Annotated in this window: 19 protein-coding genes, 1 tRNA gene and 2 pseudogenes; 10 read left to right on the plus strand and 12 right to left on the minus strand. The window is 64.9% G+C overall.

Annotation, left to right across the window (positions count from 1 at the left end):
- Nucleotides 1-2: 2 nt before the first annotated feature.
- The 3 genes from LOC60_RS11515 to soxR form a co-directional block, all read right to left on the minus strand.
- The gene (locus LOC60_RS11515; RefSeq protein WP_230025303.1) at nt 3-221 is read right to left on the minus strand and encodes a PLDc N-terminal domain-containing protein; all 219 of its coding nucleotides are present in this window, start codon (nt 219-221) and stop codon (nt 3-5) included.
- A 67-nt stretch (nt 222-288) separates the two neighbouring features.
- The gene (locus LOC60_RS11520) at nt 289-840 is read right to left on the minus strand and encodes a flavin reductase family protein (RefSeq protein ID WP_230025305.1); all 552 of its coding nucleotides are present in this window, start codon (nt 838-840) and stop codon (nt 289-291) included.
- Between the two features lie 82 nt (nt 841-922).
- Nucleotides 923-1,381: a redox-sensitive transcriptional activator SoxR gene (soxR, locus tag LOC60_RS11525; RefSeq protein WP_230025307.1), complete on the minus strand. Its 459-nt coding sequence runs from the start codon at nt 1,379-1,381 to the stop codon at nt 923-925.
- A gap of 143 nt (nt 1,382-1,524) precedes the next feature.
- Here soxR and LOC60_RS11530 point away from each other — a divergent pair, with 143 nt between their 5' ends.
- The 3 genes from LOC60_RS11530 to LOC60_RS11540 are packed head-to-tail and all read left to right on the plus strand — an operon-like array spanning nt 1,525 to nt 3,713.
- Nucleotides 1,525-2,460 (plus strand): thioesterase domain-containing protein, encoded by a 936-nt coding sequence (locus LOC60_RS11530; RefSeq protein ID WP_230025309.1) that lies wholly within the window; start codon nt 1,525-1,527, stop codon nt 2,458-2,460.
- A 15-nt stretch (nt 2,461-2,475) separates the two neighbouring features.
- Nucleotides 2,476-3,396, plus strand: a complete 921-nt coding sequence (ku, locus tag LOC60_RS11535) for a non-homologous end joining protein Ku (RefSeq protein WP_230025311.1) — start codon at nt 2,476-2,478, stop codon at nt 3,394-3,396.
- A gap of 5 nt (nt 3,397-3,401) precedes the next feature.
- On the plus strand, nt 3,402-3,713 hold the full coding sequence (locus tag LOC60_RS11540; RefSeq protein ID WP_230025313.1) for a hypothetical protein: 312 nt from the start codon (nt 3,402-3,404) through the stop codon (nt 3,711-3,713).
- A 43-nt stretch (nt 3,714-3,756) separates the two neighbouring features.
- Here the strand turns inward: LOC60_RS11540 and LOC60_RS11545 are convergent, their stop codons facing one another.
- The 3 genes from LOC60_RS11545 to LOC60_RS11555 all read right to left on the minus strand — a co-directional run bounded on the left by LOC60_RS11545 (nt 3,757) and on the right by LOC60_RS11555 (nt 5,232).
- The gene (locus LOC60_RS11545; protein ID WP_230025315.1) at nt 3,757-3,996 is read right to left on the minus strand and encodes a DUF2630 family protein; all 240 of its coding nucleotides are present in this window, start codon (nt 3,994-3,996) and stop codon (nt 3,757-3,759) included.
- Between the two features lie 46 nt (nt 3,997-4,042).
- Entirely contained in the window at nt 4,043-4,606 is a 564-nt protein-coding gene (locus tag LOC60_RS11550) for a cysteine hydrolase family protein (RefSeq protein WP_230025317.1), read from the minus strand.
- A 125-nt stretch (nt 4,607-4,731) separates the two neighbouring features.
- Nucleotides 4,732-5,232, minus strand: coding sequence for a DUF4383 domain-containing protein (locus tag LOC60_RS11555; RefSeq protein ID WP_230025319.1), 501 nt, complete (start codon nt 5,230-5,232; stop codon nt 4,732-4,734).
- A gap of 171 nt (nt 5,233-5,403) precedes the next feature.
- Here LOC60_RS11555 and LOC60_RS11560 point away from each other — a divergent pair.
- Nucleotides 5,404-5,496, plus strand: a pseudogene (locus LOC60_RS11560) (SDR family oxidoreductase); the annotation flags it as partial.
- Nucleotide 5,497: 1 nt separating this feature from the next.
- Nucleotides 5,498-6,982, plus strand: a complete 1,485-nt coding sequence (locus LOC60_RS11565) for an FAD-dependent oxidoreductase (RefSeq protein WP_230025321.1) — start codon at nt 5,498-5,500, stop codon at nt 6,980-6,982.
- Between the two features lie 222 nt (nt 6,983-7,204).
- Here the strand turns inward: LOC60_RS11565 and LOC60_RS11570 are convergent.
- Nucleotides 7,205-7,648 (minus strand): annotated as a pseudogene (locus tag LOC60_RS11570) (SRPBCC family protein); the annotation flags it as partial.
- A 271-nt stretch (nt 7,649-7,919) separates the two neighbouring features.
- On the opposite strand from LOC60_RS11570, the gene LOC60_RS11575 reads away from it, so the two are divergent.
- Nucleotides 7,920-8,417, plus strand: coding sequence for a Dps family protein (locus tag LOC60_RS11575; protein ID WP_230025323.1), 498 nt, complete (start codon nt 7,920-7,922; stop codon nt 8,415-8,417).
- A 102-nt stretch (nt 8,418-8,519) separates the two neighbouring features.
- Here LOC60_RS11575 and LOC60_RS11580 read toward each other — a convergent pair whose 3' ends face one another.
- Nucleotides 8,520-9,224, minus strand: a complete 705-nt coding sequence (locus LOC60_RS11580; protein WP_230025324.1) for a FadR/GntR family transcriptional regulator — start codon at nt 9,222-9,224, stop codon at nt 8,520-8,522.
- A 258-nt stretch (nt 9,225-9,482) separates the two neighbouring features.
- On the opposite strand from LOC60_RS11580, the gene LOC60_RS11585 reads away from it, so the two are divergent.
- The 3 genes from LOC60_RS11585 to LOC60_RS11595 all read left to right on the plus strand — a co-directional run bounded on the left by LOC60_RS11585 (nt 9,483) and on the right by LOC60_RS11595 (nt 12,670).
- Nucleotides 9,483-10,001: a gluconokinase gene (locus LOC60_RS11585; RefSeq protein WP_230025326.1), complete on the plus strand. Its 519-nt coding sequence runs from the start codon at nt 9,483-9,485 to the stop codon at nt 9,999-10,001.
- 113 nt (nt 10,002-10,114) lie between these two features.
- Complete coding sequence (locus tag LOC60_RS11590) at nt 10,115-10,891, plus strand: metal-dependent hydrolase (RefSeq protein WP_230025327.1); 777 nt, start codon at nt 10,115-10,117, stop codon at nt 10,889-10,891.
- A 48-nt stretch (nt 10,892-10,939) separates the two neighbouring features.
- Entirely contained in the window at nt 10,940-12,670 is a 1,731-nt protein-coding gene (locus tag LOC60_RS11595; protein WP_230025328.1) for a cation:proton antiporter, read from the plus strand.
- A gap of 12 nt (nt 12,671-12,682) precedes the next feature.
- Here the strand turns inward: LOC60_RS11595 and LOC60_RS11600 are convergent, their stop codons facing one another.
- From LOC60_RS11600 to LOC60_RS11610, 3 genes are all read right to left on the minus strand, one after another.
- A complete protein-coding gene (locus LOC60_RS11600; RefSeq protein WP_230025329.1) occupies nt 12,683-12,877 on the minus strand; it encodes a hypothetical protein in 195 nt (64 codons plus the stop codon).
- Nucleotides 12,878-13,232: 355 nt separating this feature from the next.
- The gene (locus LOC60_RS11605; protein ID WP_230025330.1) at nt 13,233-13,610 is read right to left on the minus strand and encodes a VOC family protein; all 378 of its coding nucleotides are present in this window, start codon (nt 13,608-13,610) and stop codon (nt 13,233-13,235) included.
- Between the two features lie 70 nt (nt 13,611-13,680).
- The gene (locus LOC60_RS11610; protein ID WP_230025331.1) at nt 13,681-14,424 is read right to left on the minus strand and encodes a LysR family transcriptional regulator substrate-binding protein; all 744 of its coding nucleotides are present in this window, start codon (nt 14,422-14,424) and stop codon (nt 13,681-13,683) included.
- A gap of 80 nt (nt 14,425-14,504) precedes the next feature.
- On the opposite strand from LOC60_RS11610, the gene LOC60_RS11615 reads away from it, so the two are divergent.
- Nucleotides 14,505-14,867: a DUF5997 family protein gene (locus tag LOC60_RS11615; RefSeq protein WP_230025603.1), complete on the plus strand. Its 363-nt coding sequence runs from the start codon at nt 14,505-14,507 to the stop codon at nt 14,865-14,867.
- A 193-nt stretch (nt 14,868-15,060) separates the two neighbouring features.
- Here LOC60_RS11615 and LOC60_RS11620 read toward each other — a convergent pair.
- Nucleotides 15,061-15,143: transfer RNA gene (locus LOC60_RS11620), tRNA-Leu, on the minus strand.
- Nucleotides 15,144-15,389 lie beyond the last annotated feature (246 nt).

Genomic DNA, 15,389 nt, shown 5'->3' on the forward strand with positions numbered 1-15,389 from the left:
GCCTAGGCGGACCGGCGGCCGAAGAGGAAGTACGCAATGGGGCCGGCGAAGTTGATGCCGCACGCGGCCATCCACCATCCGCGGCTGCCGCGGATCTGGTCCTTCGGGCGCTTCTTCAAATCCCGCAGCGCGGCTCCGGCGAGCAGGAACTGGACTCCGGCCAGGGCTCCGAGGCCCTTTTTCTGTCCGCTGCTCAGGTCCTTGAGTTTTTTCTTTGCCATTGCCGTGCCTTCCGGTGGGTTGCTTCCCGCCGGCGGCCGCCGGACGGGTCTTGAACCCGATTATCCGCTATTGGCCGGCTGCGGCGGCAACCTGCCCGGCCTGGCCCAGTACTGAGTGCCCGCCCAGACGGTGATAGGTCCGGTTGTGGTAGACGAGCGGCTCCTGGTCCGTGCGGCCGGGCAGGATTTCCAGGACGGTGGCAGCGATCAGGATGGAGCTGCCCACGGGGATCCTGCCGTCGATCCGGCACCGCAGTGCCACGGGGGCTTCCTCCAGGAGGGGCTCGCCGCCGGGCAGCGTGCGGGTTGGCGTGGAGCTGAACCGGTCCGCCCCCTGCCGGGCGAAAAGTGCTGCCAGCGGGGCGTTGTCGGCGCCAAGCAGGTGGACGACGACGGTTTCGGACCCGGCAATCACGCCGGCCGTCCCGTGGGTCGAGGCAAGGGAGAAGGACAGGATCGGCGGTTCGGCCGAAACGGAGGATACCGAGGAGGCTGTCAGGCCCACGGGGCCGGTGCCGCCGTCGGCCGTAATGATGGCCACTCCCGCCGGATGTGCCCGAAAGGCGTCCTTGAAAGCATCCGTTACATTCCGCTCGCACAGAGCAGTTTCCCGCGTCATCTCAAGTCCTTCCGCAGACCAACCCAGCGTGGGCATTCCTCAACGCTAGAACCTCAACCTTAGTTGAGGTCAAATCGCGGGGTCAGATGTCGAAAGCGCGGGCGCCGGTGCCGGTGCCGGAATCGTCAGGATTCACGAACCGGCACTGGGCCAGCGACAGGCAGCCGCAGCCAATGCAGCCGTCAAGCCGGTCACGCAGCGCCTGCAGGTGGTGGATGCGGGTATTGAGTTCCTGCTGCCAGGCGGCTGAAAGCCGCTGCCAGTCGGCCTGGTCAGGCACTCCGTCCGGGGGTAGTTCCGCGAAGGCCCGGTTGATCACGGCCAGCGGGATCCCTGCCTGCTGCGCTGCGCGGATCACGGCCACCCGGCGGAGCACCGAACGGTCATAGCGCCGCTGGTTTCCCTGTGTCCGGCGGCTGGAGAGCAGCCCCTGGCGTTCGTAAAAGTGCAGCGCGGACACGCTGACGCCGCTGCGCTCGGCCACCTGCCCCACGGACAGTTCCAGCCGCGCCGGCACCGTCCCGGGTGTATTCGCTTCCACGGCCCCGCCCTTCCTTGACTGCACCCATTATCCGCCGTTGGGTCCGCACTGGCGGCCGGAGCCGGGGCGTGTGAAAGTGTCCCTATCCGAAGCCGCTGCCCTGCGGCGCCGGTGAAGGTGCCGCCGCAGCGAAGGAGGCAGGTGTGGAGCCCGTACCCCTCGGACCGCCCGAGAAACCCGGAACGCTGGTTTTCCTGCCGGGAACCGGCCGGTCCAGCCCGCAGTTCGCGGACCGGATCCGGGAGCAGGTAGCCGAGGTACCGGGATTATCCGATTACCGGGTCCTGGCGGTTGACTGGGCGGCCGCCGCACCCGATGAGGTCAGCTTCGTCCCGGCCCTGCCCCCGCGGTACGTCGCCGACGATCCGCCGGGCGTGTCCGACGCGGCCCTCGCGCTGGCGCTTTTCGGCATGGACCTGGGGGCGGCGGATCCGCTGAAACGGGCCGCCGTCGCCGGTGCTCCGCCCGCTAGGCCGGACGCCGCCTTCCTGGGCGAAACGCTGCAGGACCTGGTCCTGGGAGTGCTCACGGACGCGGGAATCCGGCACCGGATCCGATTGACCGACGCCGCCGGCGGCTTCTTCGGCAAGATCGCTTTCTACCTGCGCCACGGTCCGGCAGCCCGTGCCCGCATCGCAGACACCCTGCGCAGCACGGACCAGGACGCTCCCGTGGTGCTGTTCGGCCACAGTCTCGGCTCCGTGGCGGCCGTTGACCTGCTCAGCTCCCCCGAAGCCCGGGGCATTCGAGCGGATCTCCTGGTGACCGTGGGCTCTTCCGCTCCGTGGTTTTATCTCCTCGACGCACTGGCCTATCTGGGACCGGCCCGCGGCGGGACGGGCCCGGCAGTTCCCTGGCTGAACTTCTGGGACGAGCGTGACCTGCTTTCCTTCTGTGCGGAGCGTGTTTTTGCCGGCCGGGAAGTGAATGTGACCGACACTGAGGTGGACTCCGGCAAACCGTTTCCCGAATCCCACACCGCCTATTTTTCCGATCCAAGGGTGTATCGGCTGCTGTGGGAGCATCTGCGGGAGGCACGCGCAGGGAAACCCGGCTCTGGCAACGGACCCGGAATCTAGTGTTCACTGGACTACATGAGAGCGATCTGGAAAGGCGCCATTGCGTTTGGGCTGGTCAACGTACCGGTCAAGGTCTATGCCGCCACCGAGGACCATGACGTCAGCCTGCACCAGGTGCACGGCAAAGACGGCGGGCGCATCCGCTACCAGCGCCGCTGCGAGATCTGCGGCGAGGTGGTGGAATACAAGGACATTGCCAAGGCGTACGACGACGGTGAACAGACCGTGGTCCTCACCGACGAGGATCTGGCTTCCCTTCCCGTGGAGAAAAGCCGGGAAATCGACGTCGTGGAATTCGTGCCCAGCGAGCAGGTGGACCCCATCCTCTTTGACCGCACCTATTACCTGGAACCGGACTCCAAGTCGACCAAGTCCTACGTCCTGCTGCGCCGCACCCTGGAAGACACCGACCGCACGGCTATCGTGCAGTTCTCGCTCCGGCAGAAGAGCCGACTGGGTGCCCTGCGCGTGCGCGGCGACGTGCTGACCCTGCAGACCCTGCTGTGGGAGGACGAGGTCCGCGAGGCAAGCTTCCCCTCGCTGGATGAAAAGGTGCGGATTTCCGCCAAGGAGCTGGAAATGTCCTCGGCCCTCGTGGATTCCTTCAGCGGGGACTTCGATCCTTCCGAATTCACCGACGACTACCAGGAACAACTCAAAACCCTCATCGACGCGAAGCTGGAACAGGGGGATTCGCTCGACACGGAGGAAACCTTCGGTTCAGAATCCGAAGAGGACGAGGGCGGCAAGGTCCTGGACCTCATGGAGGCCCTGCGGCGCAGCGTAGAGAAGAACCGCGGCAAAAAGGGTGCATCCGACACCAAGGGCACCAAGGGCACCAAGGATGACGACGGCGCAGAGAAGGCGTCCGCCAAGTCCAAATCGGCGGACTCAAAGAGCACAAAGAGCACGGCTAAAACCCGGAAAGGCGCCTGAACACTATGGCATCTCGCAATTTTTTCACCGACCGGTTGGGCCGGCAGACCGTTTTCCTGGTACCGAACGGCCCGCTCATCGGCTGGGGCGTGTTTGGGGTGGCATCCATGATGGCGCTGACGCCCCGCAACGCCGGACTGCTGAAGACCCTCAGCAAAGGCTGCCTGATTCTCTGGGCCCTTGGGAAAACGTTCAGGGGGGAAAGCGGTTTCCGCCGCAGCATTGGTGCCGCTACCCTGCTGCGGCAGGTTGCCGGCGGAGAGGATCCGGGTGCTGAGGCAGGCACGTCGAAGCCAGCCGGCAGCCGCCGGCGGTAGCCGGGCCGGCTGTCTCCGCGCCGGCCGGCCCTAAGCCTGACCGCTATTGGCGGTACCCCTCGACTTCGCCGACCGGCCGCTCCTGCGCCTCGTCCGGGTCCTGCCCGGCGTCGGCCTTGGCGCGCCGCTGGCGGAGGAGGTCCCAGTGCTGGTCGATCTGTTCCTCGATGCGGCGCAGCTCTGCGGCATGCTTTTCCGGGTCAGGACCGGGATCCTCCTCGCGGAGGGCCTGCTCCTGCGCTACGAGTTCCTGGATCCGGTGCTGGATTTCCTGTGCGTCCATGTCCCTACGCTAATCAAGGCGGACGGCGGATTCCAGCACCGGCAGGCTAGCCCTTCCGGGCGTTGAAGAAGTCCTTCAAATCCGCGTTGCTCTCGATCGGCTGACGGTATTCATCCGAGAGCACGCGCAGGACGGCTTCTTCATATTCGTCATTGGTGGAGGCCAGCGCCTCACGGGCAAAACGGACCCGGAAGTTGTTCGCGAAGGCGTCAGCGGCGGTCTGTGCCACGCAGTTGTGGGTGGCGACGCCGGCCAGGACCAGGGTCTCGACATTCCAGTTACGCAGCCGCAGCAGGACGTCCGTGCCTACAAAGGCGCTGTCGCGGGTCTTCACCAGGCGCGGCAGGTCCTCATAATCCAGGCCCGGAATGAAGTCGGCCTGGTCGCTGCCGCTGAAGATGAAGCCCTGGTCGTCGTCCAGCATGCTCAGGGTCCAGGTGGACTTATCCCGCTCGTGTTCGGTGCAGACCATCAGCACCGGAACACCGGCTGCCTTGGCCAAACCGATGAGCTCGTTGGTTTTTTCCACCAACCGTTCCTGATGCTTCTGCAGAGCGGGGCTTTCGAAATAGGCGTTCTGCATGTCAATGACCATCAGTGCGGCGGACAATCCAGGTTCCTTTCAGCGAAACCGCCCGGTGCGGGCGTGTCGATAAACCTAGTCTGCCAGCACTCCGCCGCCGCAGGCCAAACCGCGCATTCCGGCTGCCGCACCCGCCGATGGCCCTGGAGTTCCTAGTTGGGAATTGACCCTTCGCCGGGATTCGGGTTGCTGCGGTACGAGCTGGGTTCGCTCTCACGGCCCAGGAAGATACCCAGCAGGATCATCACCACGGCCAGGACCGCGTGGAGCCAGTTGTCCGCGGTGTTGAAAGGGACGAAGTTGGCATCTGAATCCAGCGGGATAAGCAGCCCGTAAATGAAGAGCAGGGCGTAAAGAATGCCTCCACCCAGTAAAAAGAGTTTCGCCGACGAATGCCTCCGCGCCAGGGCAAGCCCGGCGAATCCCAGCAGCATGTGGACTACGTTGTGCAGCACCGAGACCTGGAAAATGCCCAGAAGCGCGGCTTCCGAGGCGTAACCCGCGAAGTAAAGCTGGCTGTAGCTTGCCGTAATCCCGGGAATGAAACCCAGGACCCCTAGGAGCAGGAAAATAATCCCGAAGGCTAATGCGGCTTTTTGCGCACTGGTCCGGCGTGCGGAAAGGCCGCCGGAACTGTAGCTGGGGTATGCCATGATGACTCCTCTGCTCCGCAGCACCGGAGGACCGGACCGGGAGGATTCGGTGATCAGGACTTTAAACTGTTGCACAATTGGGGCAAGGTGGGAAGCATACTGACTTTCGACGAGGGGGTACCAATGGTGTTTGCGCCGAAAACGGCAATAGTCACGGGATCGGATTCCGGCACCGGCGCTTCCCGGGCCGTCGACGGCGGCATGCTCCACCTGGGACCGCAGGGCGGCTCCCACATCACTTCGTCAGTTTGGCGGGAAGGATAACTTGAAATCTCTATGGCTCGACACCGCGCCCGTTATACCCACTGATCCCTACGATCCCGGTGCGTCCTACGACACCGTGGTGGTCGGCGCCGGGCTTACCGGCCTGACGACTGCGGCCCTGCTGGCACGCAGCGGACAGCGCGTGGCCGTCCTGGAAGCGCGCACGGTAGGCGCCGTTTCCACCGGCAACACCACTGCCAAGGTCTCCCTGCTGCAGGGGACGCAGCTGTCCAGCATCACATCGCACCACAACGCGGAGATTGCCCGCCAGTATGTGGAAGCCAACCGGCAGGGACAAAGCTGGCTGCTGCGCTTCTGCGATGAAAACAGCATTGGCTACGAGGTTCGGGATGCCTATACCTACGCCACCACCGAGCAGGGGCTAAAGAGCCTGCGGAAAGAACACGACGCGGCCCAGGCGGCCGGACTCGACGTCGAGTTCACCACGGAAACCGAACTGCCCTTTGAAACCACGGGGGCACTGCGGCTTCGCGACCAGGCACAGATCCAGCCGATGAACGTGCTCGCAGGCCTGGCCAAGGACTTCCGCTCCCACGGCGGCAGCCTGATCGAAGGCGTCCGGGTCACCGGAGCCCGCCATGAGGACGGCACCGGCATCAAAGTCGGAACCAGCCAGGGCGAAGTGACTGCCCGGCACCTGGTGCTGGCCACCGGCATCCCGATCCTTGACCGCGGCGGCTATTTCACCGTCCTGAAGCCCGAGCGTTCCTACGCCGTCGCCCTGCCGGTTACGGGAACGGTGCCGCAGGGGATGTACCTTTCGGTGGAGTCACCCACCCGCTCGCTGCGGACCGCCGAGGCGGACGGCATCTCCTACCTGCTCGCCGGGGGCAACGGACACACGGTGGGCCGGAAAAAACACACCCAGGAACTGGTTGATGACCTGGTGGGCTGGACGGCGGAACACTTCGCGGTGGGCAGCGCTGCAAGTTTTGCCTGGTCGGCGCAGGACTATTCACCGGCGCGAAGCCTGCCCTACGTGGGGCAGCTGCCGCTGATGGGTTCGAACATCTACGCGGCGACCGGTTACAACAAGTGGGGAATGACCAATGCCGTTGCGGCTTCCCTGGCCCTGAGCGCGGAGATTCTCGGTGGAGAGAATCCGTGGGCCCGCGAGCTGTACAAGCCCCGGGTGGCTCCGCTGGACGCCGCGTCCACCCTGCGGGACAACGCCGAGGTTGGACTCTCGATGCTCACCGGCTGGGCCGCCGGACTGGTCAGCAGCACGGACACGGTCCCGCCGGAGGGGCAGGGCGTGGTGTCCCGGGAAAACGGCAAGCCGGTGGGTAGCTGCACCGTGGCCGGCAAGACCAGCCGGGTGTCGGCCGTGTGCCCGCACCTCAAGGGGGTCTTGAACTGGAACGACGCTGAACAGTCCTGGGACTGCCCGCTGCACGGCTCCCGTTTCACCGCAAAGGGGACACTGCTCGAAGGTCCCGCGGTAAAGAACCTCGATCCCGCCTGATAGCGGGAACCGGTTAAACCGGAACTGCGGATGCCCTGCAGGGCATCCGCAGTTCTTCGTTTGTCTGCCGGGTGGTTAGAGGCCGGCCCGGGGTCCGCCGGATTCCGGATCGTCCATTGCCGGATCCACGTCGGGGGCCGCTGCCAGCCGGGACGTGTCGGTTGACGTCGGTCCTGCCGGAGCTTCGCCGGCTGTTCCGGTCGCCGCGTTGCCCGGGGCATCCACGTTCCCCCGCCATGAGCCCGTTTCGGACCCGCGGCTTTCAATGAACTCCTTGAACCGCACCAGGTCCGACTTCACCTGCCGGTCATCGGCACCAACAACGGCGCCCAGCTTCTCGACAAGGTTTTGGGGATCCCAGTCCAGCTGGACGGTCACCCGGGTCTCGGCGTCGCCCAGGCGGTGGAAGGTCACGACGCCGGCATGGGACTTTCCGTCCGTGCTCTTCCAGGCGACCCGTTCATCCGGATGCTGTTCGGTGATTTCGGTGTCGAACTCCCGCTCGACTCCGGCCACCTTGGTCACCCAGTGGGTGGTGGTGTCCGAAAGCTGGGTGATGGAGAGAACCCCGCCCATGAAGTGCGGGAAGGACTCGAACTGGGTCCACTGGTTGTAGGCCGTGGTGACCGGTACTGCTACGTTAATTGACTCTTCTACGGTGGTCATGTGATCCCTCCGGTAGTGCGAATCCTGCGTTTGGCCGGGCCGTTTACCACTAGCCCCGATTTCCTCACGGTACACAGGAGGACAAGGCACTTCAACTGGAAGTAAGGTTGCTTATATTAGCTTTCCCCGGTCCGGTGCATTCTGTTCCGCGCCGCGCCCCGGGGTTAGGCTGGGGAACAATCCACCCGCCGAAGCCATCCGTGCAGATGATGTCCGGACTTCTTCCGCGAGTGAATCCAGTACTCATTTTTCGTCAACATTGGAGGAAAACATGAAGGCATCTGAAGAGCTGACCACCAACCTGCAGGCCGTCCTGGTGGACATGATCGAGCTGCACCTGCAGGGCAAGCAGGCGCACTGGAACGTGGTGGGAAAGAACTTCCGGGACCTGCACCTGCAGCTTGACGAGATCATTGAGGACGCCCGCATCTTCACCGATGAACTGGCCGAGCGCATGCGTGCCCTCCGAGCCGTTCCGGACGGCCGCAGCGTGGCGGTAGCCAACGGCACCAGCCTGCCCCCGTTCCCGGCCGGCCTGGTTGACACCCGCGACACCGTGACCCACGTGGTCGCCATGCTGGACGCCGTCGTCAAGACCATGCGCGACGTCCACGACCAGGTGGACGAGGAAGATCCGACCACCGCCGACATCCTGCACGGCTTCATTGCCAAGCTGGAGCAGTACGCCTGGATGGTGGATGCCGAGAACATTGCCGCCACGGCCGAAGTCGTTACCCCGCAGGACAGCAATCTGGAAGCTACCCGCTAGGACTGGGGTTACCGGGCCGGCGTATCCCCTTTCGACGGGGTGCGCCGGCCTTTGTCATCAGCGCCGAGCGCCGTTTCCAACAACCGGGCCCGCAGGGGCCAGCTACCCGACGACGGCCTGCCGTACTTCCTCCAACAGTTCCGTCATGTGCGCCATCGCGGCGGCACCGTTTCCTGCAGCGACGGCTTCGGCCACGAGCAGGTGTCCCCGGAGGGCCGCTTCGGTCGGGTTCGCCGGCATCATGCCCTGCCGGGTGCGCCCGGTGAGCACCTCGGCCACGACCTCCTCGAGCGAGGCGAACATGTCGTTGCCGCTGGCCCGCAGCAGCAGCGTATGGAACTCGATATCGGACTGCAGAAACCCGTCCAGCTCCCCCGCCTCGCCGAGCCTCCTGAGTTCCCCGGCCAGCTCCACTAACCGGGTTCGTTCATCCGCTCCGGCGTGCCGGGCGGCGGCAGCCGCGGCTACCGGTTCCACTCCCACCCGCAGTTCGGTCAGGGTCCGGAACTGCTCGGCCCGGCCCGGACCGGCAAGCCGCCACTTGATAATCCGCGGATCGAACACGTTCCAAAGTTCCGGTGCCTGAACCACAATGCCGACCCGGCGTTTGGAGTACACCAGGTTCATGGACTCGAGGATCCGCATGCAATCACGGACCACTGTGCGGGAAACGCCGAACTCCTGCTGCAGCCCCTCAAGCGTGAGCCGATCCCCCGGGGCAAGCGCTCCGGAAGCGATGTCCTGGCCCAGGGATTCGATGATCCGGGCGTTCAGGACTGCGGCCGGAGGGCCGGCTTGTTCATTCATATCCGCAACTTTCCCGCTGGGTTCCGGGTATATTCCGCTGACTGCATATATTTGGCACCTGCCTTCGCCCCGCTTCGGCCGAGCGTCGATAGTGGTTTTCCGGCGGTCACGCACCATTTCCACTAAACCACGTCCAGACGCAAAGGACCGGGAAGAATCGTAGGCACTTCGGCTCTTTGATGATACCTTTGCCGCAGATCCCCCGGGCCGGCAAAACGGTCCGAATCCGCGCGACAAGGGCGTCCCAAGGAGATATCAATGACCCCAACTGCACAGCACCTCGTCATCATGGGTGTCGCCGGCTCAGGCAAAACCACCATCGCCAACCTACTCTCCAAACGCCTCGGCTGGATTGCCGCCGAGGCCGACGAATTCCATCCCGCCGTTAACATTGCCAAAATGTCCGCCGGCGTTCCCCTGGACGACGACGACCGCTGGCCGTGGCTCTACGCCATCCGCGATTGGATGGGCACCCAGGCGGAAAACGGCCGCTGCACCATCGTCACGTGTTCCGCCCTGAAACGCACCTACCGCAACGTCCTGTCACAGGCGTCCGGGGAGGTGACCTTCGTGCATCTGGATGGAAGCACCGAGGTGCTTGCCGAGCGGATGAAAACGCGGAGCGGCCACTTTATGCCGCCGTCGCTGCTGCCCTCCCAAATAAGCACCCTGGAGCCGCTTTCTCCGGAGGAATCCGGTATCCGCATAGAAATAACGGACTCTCCGGCTGAAATCGTTGATGCCGTTCTGCGCCATTTGGGCTTCGCCGTCGCTTAAGTCTGCCCAGCTGCGGACCAGGTTGAACCGCAGCCCGGGGAAACCGTGGAAAAATAGGTAGCTTCAATACACTCTTTGGCGCCTGCACCGCCCCCTGGAAGGACTTTTCAACCATGATGGGTGGCCACCATGCCGCTAGCGGCGCTGCGGCCTGGGTTGCCGTCGCCTCCACCGCTCCGCACGCGTTCGGCTGGTATCCGGTGACCCCGCTCGGCGTCGTCACCGGTGCCCTGCTGACCGCCGGTGCCGCGCTGCTGCCGGACCTCGATCACCACAGCGGGAGTATTGCCTACTCCCTTCCGCCCCTCACCAAGATCCTCGCCCGGCTCACGGAGGCCGTCAGCGGCGGCCACCGGCGCGGCACGCATTCCCTGCTCGGCCTGGCCGTCTTCGTGGCACTGGCGACGGCCCTGGGCAGGGTGACCGCCGATGTGCCGATCTTTGGATCAGTGGCCCTGGGCGCCGGAATCCTGTCCGTCCTGTTAATGGGATTCGCGTTCAAGGCCTTGAAGATTGCCGGCGGTCCGGTCCGGAGCTGGTCCCTCGCCCTGGCCTTCTCGGTGTTTATTGCCGTGTATGCCCCGGAAAACAATGACTGGCTTCCCGTGGCGGTGGGCCTGGGGGTGGCAGTGCATATTGTCGGTGACCTCCTCACCCATCAAGGCGTGATGATCCTGTGGCCGCTGCGGATCAAGCGCCCGCGTTCCCTGGTCCGTTTTCCGGTTGTCAGCAAGCTCTGGCGGAGCAGCGGCGCCTTCTCGCTGCCGCTGATCGGCGCGGCCGGATCCTGGCGGGAATGGGCCTTGATGGTGCCGGTGACCATCTACGCGATTTACGGTGTCACCGTGGACGGCATGACTGCGCTGACCGGCTGGTCCCCCTATACGTAACCCGCTCCCGCCACAGGAGCACAGCCCGGCCGGGGTTAATGTTGAAGTGTGGAATTGGGTCTGTTTGCTGTAGTAGGCGTTGCCGTAGTCGTGACCGTTGCCGCTTTTTCCAGGCGTCTCGGGATAGCTGCACCACTGGTCCTGGTGGTAGTGGGCCTGGCCCTGTCCTATACGCCCGGCGTCCCGGAGTTCTCCGTTCCGCATGAATGGATCCTGATGGGGGTGCTGCCCCCGCTGCTGTATGCGGCCGCAGTAAACGTCCCCGTGGTGGACTTCCGCCGCAACATCGGCGCCATTTCCTCGTTGTCCGTCTTCCTCGTCCTTTTTTCGGCGTTCGCCACGGGACTGCTCCTCTACCTGTTGCTGCCGGACCTGAACTTTGCCGCCGCAGTGGCGCTGGGCGCCGTGGTCAGCCCGCCCGACGCCGTTGCCGCCACCTCGATCGGCAAGAAGCTGGGCCTGCCTCCGCGCCTGGTCACGGTCCTCGAAGGGGAGGGACTGGTCAACGATGCCACCGCGCTGGTGCTGCTGCGCTCGGCCGTCGCGGCTTCTGCCGGCGGTTTGTCCAGCATCTGGGCCGGCATCGGCGACTTTGGGTTCGCCGTCGTTGTTGCCGTTCTGGTGGGGCTGCTGGTTGGTGCCGCCACGGTCTATGTCCGGTCGAAACTCCACGATCCGGTGCTCGATACGGCAATCTCCTTCGTGGTTCCCTTCATTGCCTTCATCCCGGCGGAGGAAGCAGGAGCGTCAGGGGTCCTGGCCGTCGTTGTTGCCGGGCTGTACACCGGGCACCGGAGCGCGTCCGCTTTCACGGCGCAGGCCCGCATCAATGACAGCATCAACTGGCGGACCATCCAGTTCCTGTTGGAAAACGGTGTTTTCCTCCTCATGGGACTGGAACTGCGTCATCTGGTGGAGAACGTCGACGCCAGCCTCCTTCCCGTCCTCGACGCGGTCCTGATCGGCCTGGCAACCACGGTGCTGCTGATCCTTCTGCGCTTCGCCTGGGTGACTCCGCTGATCTATCTGCTCCGGCTGAAGGTCCGTCACCAGGAGCTGCGGACCCAGCGGTTCCGGCTGGGCCTGGACCGGATCAAGGCGCGCGGGCTGACCGATGAACGGCAGCGCCGGCGGCACCGGCGGGCCGAACTGCTCTACCGACGCCGCCGGGCCGACGTCGAGCAACTCAACCGCGAGGGTTTGGGCTGGCGCGGCGGCATGGTGATTTCCTGGTCCGGCATGCGGGGCGTGGTGACCCTGGCCGCCGCCCAGTCCCTGCCGGAGCAGACCCCGTACCGCGAACAGCTGGTGCTGATTGCCTTTACCGTGGCTGTGGCCACCCTGCTGTTGCAGGGCGGAACCCTGCCATGGGTGATCCGGGTCCTGGGTGTCCAGGGACGCGACGTCGCGGCAGACCAGCGGGAACTGGCCAAACTCCTGGATGAGCTCAGCGGTGCCGGACTGACGATTCTGGAAGAACCGGCGGAATGCCTGGGTGCGCGGGAGGACGTTGACCCGGATGTGGTGGAACGGGTCCGGCAGAGCACCTTCCTGCGCAGCGAACTGGCTTGGGAACGGGTACGCGCCTTGGGCATGAGCGAGGAGGCGACGCCGCAGCTGCAGTACCGCCGGCTGCGCCGCGCCGTCGTGGAGGCCGAACGGGACCAGTTGCTCCTGGCCCGGCGCGAAGGGCGTTACGCATCCCGGACGCTGGCGGAGGCGCAGCGCCTGCTGGATCTGGAGGAATCACGGCTGCGCCCGCGGCTGGGCGAACTCTAGGACTTCCGGAGATTAGCCGCGGCCGGATTCTTTGCGGGCATACAGCCACGCGGACGGAACATCCGTTGACAGGTCCAGTTCCGTTCCCGTCAGGGCGGTGTGGACTACCCTGACGACGGCGTCCCACACCAGTGATGAGGGTTGGGCATCAAGCCGGATGCCCCGGTCCGCTGGAATAACCGAATAGTGTCCGGCCTCCCCGCCCATGAAGCCAGGATCAATGCCGCATCGGTGGATTTCAGCAACCGCAGTTCACGCCTGCCCTCCCCCGGCAGGGACGAACCGTAGAACGAAGGACCTGCCGATACCAAAGCCCAGATCCTCTCCGATCCACACTTCCGCGACGCTTTCTGCCCCGTTGCGGTGTGCCTCAGCCCTCAGCCGGAACAGCCCGCGACATCTATGTTGAAGCCGGATATGGCCGTTGGTCCCATCGTCCCCCGCCGATTTGTTGCGCCGGAACAACACCCGTGCCGGCGCAACAACTTACCGGCATCTGGCGTAAAGGCAATGGGGAGGACTGCCCATGCTGCGGGCGGGTCAGGGCAGCAACATGGCCTGTTCAGTCCTGGTGTAGCTGGATGTAGTTGCCGCAGCCATCGTCGAAAACAGCCTGCGCACCCATTGCATCCAGGGTCGGTTCGCCGATGAACTCCACCCCCAGGCCGCTGAGCCGGTCGTACTCCGCCTGCACGTCCCGGACACCAAGCACCAGTACCGGGAGATGCTGTGCGTACAACCCCGCCCGGTAGGCTTCCGCAACCGGATTGTCGCTGGGTTCGAGCAGCAGCCCGGGTCCGCCCGGGTCCTCGGGTGAGCAGACGATGAACAAGTTGTATTCGGGCATGGCCATCAGGGGTTCCAGGCCAAGGGTGCCGGTATAGAACCCGTAGGCACGCTCCGGGTCAACCACGTGGATGCCGCTCATTTTGATCCGCATCCGCCAAAGGGTACCCCCGGCCCCGGGCGGTGTCAGCAGTGCTGCTACCGGTGACTCAACTGCCGGTGATTCAGCGGCTGCGGCGCGGTTTGCCGCTCTTGCCGGCGCCTTTGCCCTTGCCCCCGGGACGTCCTGAGGACTTCGCCGCAGGTTTGGCCCCGCTCCGGGTCTGGCGTTCCTTGGTCCGCTTTTTCGCCGAGGACTTCTGCTCGGCCTGGACGGAAGGCTGGCGGGAGCTGTTCGCGGTACGTCCGCGCACCACGCCGATGAACTCTTCAATCTCGGCGTCGTCCCGCTCCTGCAGCCAGGCAATGCCGATCCGTGTTGCCGGAACGCCGCTCACCGGCCGCGCTGCAATGTCCTTCCGGGAGTGCAGGCGGGCCACGGACATGGGCAGGATCACAACGCCGCTGCCGGCAGCCGCCACCTCCAGTGCGACGGCGGCACCGCCCATTTCGCCGATGTCCAGAATGGTCTCGCCGTCAAGGTCCGCAAGCTCAACTGCATCGAAGGCGGCCAGCGGGTGCTCCTTCGAGGCAGCGGCCACCGGCTGCTCTTCGTAAAGCGGAATCATGTTCACGCCGTCCGGGCGTGCAAAACCTTCGGCAGGAATACGGATAAAGGCCAGATCCGCCCGGCCGGAGGCAAGTTCCTCCAGCGCCGCGGGTTCTTCGCATTGGAAGGTCCGCAGTTCCCGGTCCTGCCGTTCCCGCCAGCGGGTGATCCATTTGCCCGGCGTTACGCCCGGTACGTAAGCCACGGTCAGCGGCCGCGACGTCGCCCCCTGCAGGGGTGCTGATGTGTCTGTGGGCATCAGAACACCTTAGCCCACCGGGCGGGGGCACTGCGGGCGGATACCCTTGGAATATGACCACCGAGAAATCTCCCCAATCCATGAAGCCTGCCACGGCAGCCAAGAAACTGGGTATCTACCTGCCCGCAGCGCCGCAGGACTTCCAGGACGGGCCTATTTCGCGGGCCCGGTTCGACGAATTGCAGTCCAATCCGCCTGAGTGGCTCACCGAGCTGCGCCGCAACGGCCCGCACCCGCGCCCCGTCGTGGCGCAGAAACTGAACGTCTCCATCGGCGGCCTGACCCGGGCGGGCATGACCGAGGCGCTGACCACCGAGGAAATCAAGGCCCTGCTGGCCCAGCCGCCGGCCTGGCTGGTTGAGGAACGGGCGAGCTTTGCTGCCGTGCGTGCCGAAGCCCAGCGCGTAAAGGAAGCAGAAGCCAAGAAGGCCGAAGGCGCCTAAGGGAGCCATCGGGCCAGAAGGCCCGGCATAAGGAAGGGACCGCGCGGATACTTTGCGCGGTCCCTTCCTTATGCAGGGGGCTCCGTAAGCCGGCAGCTCCTTTGGTGCCGGGCTGGGAGCGGGGTCCGTCAGGGACCCGGAGACAAAAAAGAATGACCCCGGACCATCTGGCCGGGGTCATTCTCTATCTATGTGCGCGAGGGGGGATTTGAACCCCCACGCCCTTTCGGACACTGGCACCTGAAGCCAGCGCGTCTGCCGTTCCGCCACTCGCGCATAAATGGTTTCCCGTGGCAACGTTTTGCGGATAATCTTCGAAGATCCAGATCGATCTTCTCCAACGGCATCCGTTGCGTTTCCTCGGGAACAGCAGAATCAAGCATACCGGCATTTCGGCCAAACACCTAAACGGCTCGTGGAGCTGCCGAAAAACCGCGCTCCTGCAAGGAAACGCCGGCTGCTCTCCGTACCCGGCCGGGGCCGGCATGGTCCGCCTTCCGGCGGGAACGCGGGGCTCTACGG

The organism is Arthrobacter sp. zg-Y769 (genome assembly GCF_020907405.1).
Taxonomy (GTDB): domain Bacteria; phylum Actinomycetota; class Actinomycetes; order Actinomycetales; family Micrococcaceae; genus Arthrobacter_B.

Bases quoted from the DNA above. Each gene is read 5' to 3' on its own strand.
- LOC60_RS11515 (WP_230025303.1), bottom strand. From the start codon at position 221: ATGGCAAAGAAAAAACTCAAGGACCTGAGCAGCGGACAGAAAAAGGGC.
- LOC60_RS11520 (WP_230025305.1), bottom strand. From the start codon at position 840: ATGACGCGGGAAACTGCTCTGTGCGAGCGGAATGTAACGGATGCTTTC.
- ku (WP_230025311.1), top strand. From the start codon at position 2,476: ATGAGAGCGATCTGGAAAGGCGCCATTGCGTTTGGGCTGGTCAACGTA.
- LOC60_RS11540 (WP_230025313.1), top strand. From the start codon at position 3,402: ATGGCATCTCGCAATTTTTTCACCGACCGGTTGGGCCGGCAGACCGTT.
- LOC60_RS11545 (WP_230025315.1), bottom strand. From the start codon at position 3,996: ATGGACGCACAGGAAATCCAGCACCGGATCCAGGAACTCGTAGCGCAG.
- LOC60_RS11555 (WP_230025319.1), bottom strand. From the start codon at position 5,232: ATGGCATACCCCAGCTACAGTTCCGGCGGCCTTTCCGCACGCCGGACC.
- LOC60_RS11575 (WP_230025323.1), top strand. From the start codon at position 7,920: ATGAAGGCATCTGAAGAGCTGACCACCAACCTGCAGGCCGTCCTGGTG.
- LOC60_RS11580 (WP_230025324.1), bottom strand. From the start codon at position 9,224: ATGAATGAACAAGCCGGCCCTCCGGCCGCAGTCCTGAACGCCCGGATC.
- LOC60_RS11585 (WP_230025326.1), top strand. From the start codon at position 9,483: ATGACCCCAACTGCACAGCACCTCGTCATCATGGGTGTCGCCGGCTCA.
- LOC60_RS11590 (WP_230025327.1), top strand. From the start codon at position 10,115: ATGATGGGTGGCCACCATGCCGCTAGCGGCGCTGCGGCCTGGGTTGCC.
- LOC60_RS11600 (WP_230025329.1), bottom strand. From the start codon at position 12,877: ATGGGCGGGGAGGCCGGACACTATTCGGTTATTCCAGCGGACCGGGGC.
- LOC60_RS11605 (WP_230025330.1), bottom strand. From the start codon at position 13,610: ATGCGGATCAAAATGAGCGGCATCCACGTGGTTGACCCGGAGCGTGCC.
- LOC60_RS11610 (WP_230025331.1), bottom strand. From the start codon at position 14,424: ATGCCCACAGACACATCAGCACCCCTGCAGGGGGCGACGTCGCGGCCG.
- LOC60_RS11615 (WP_230025603.1), top strand. From the start codon at position 14,505: ATGAAGCCTGCCACGGCAGCCAAGAAACTGGGTATCTACCTGCCCGCA.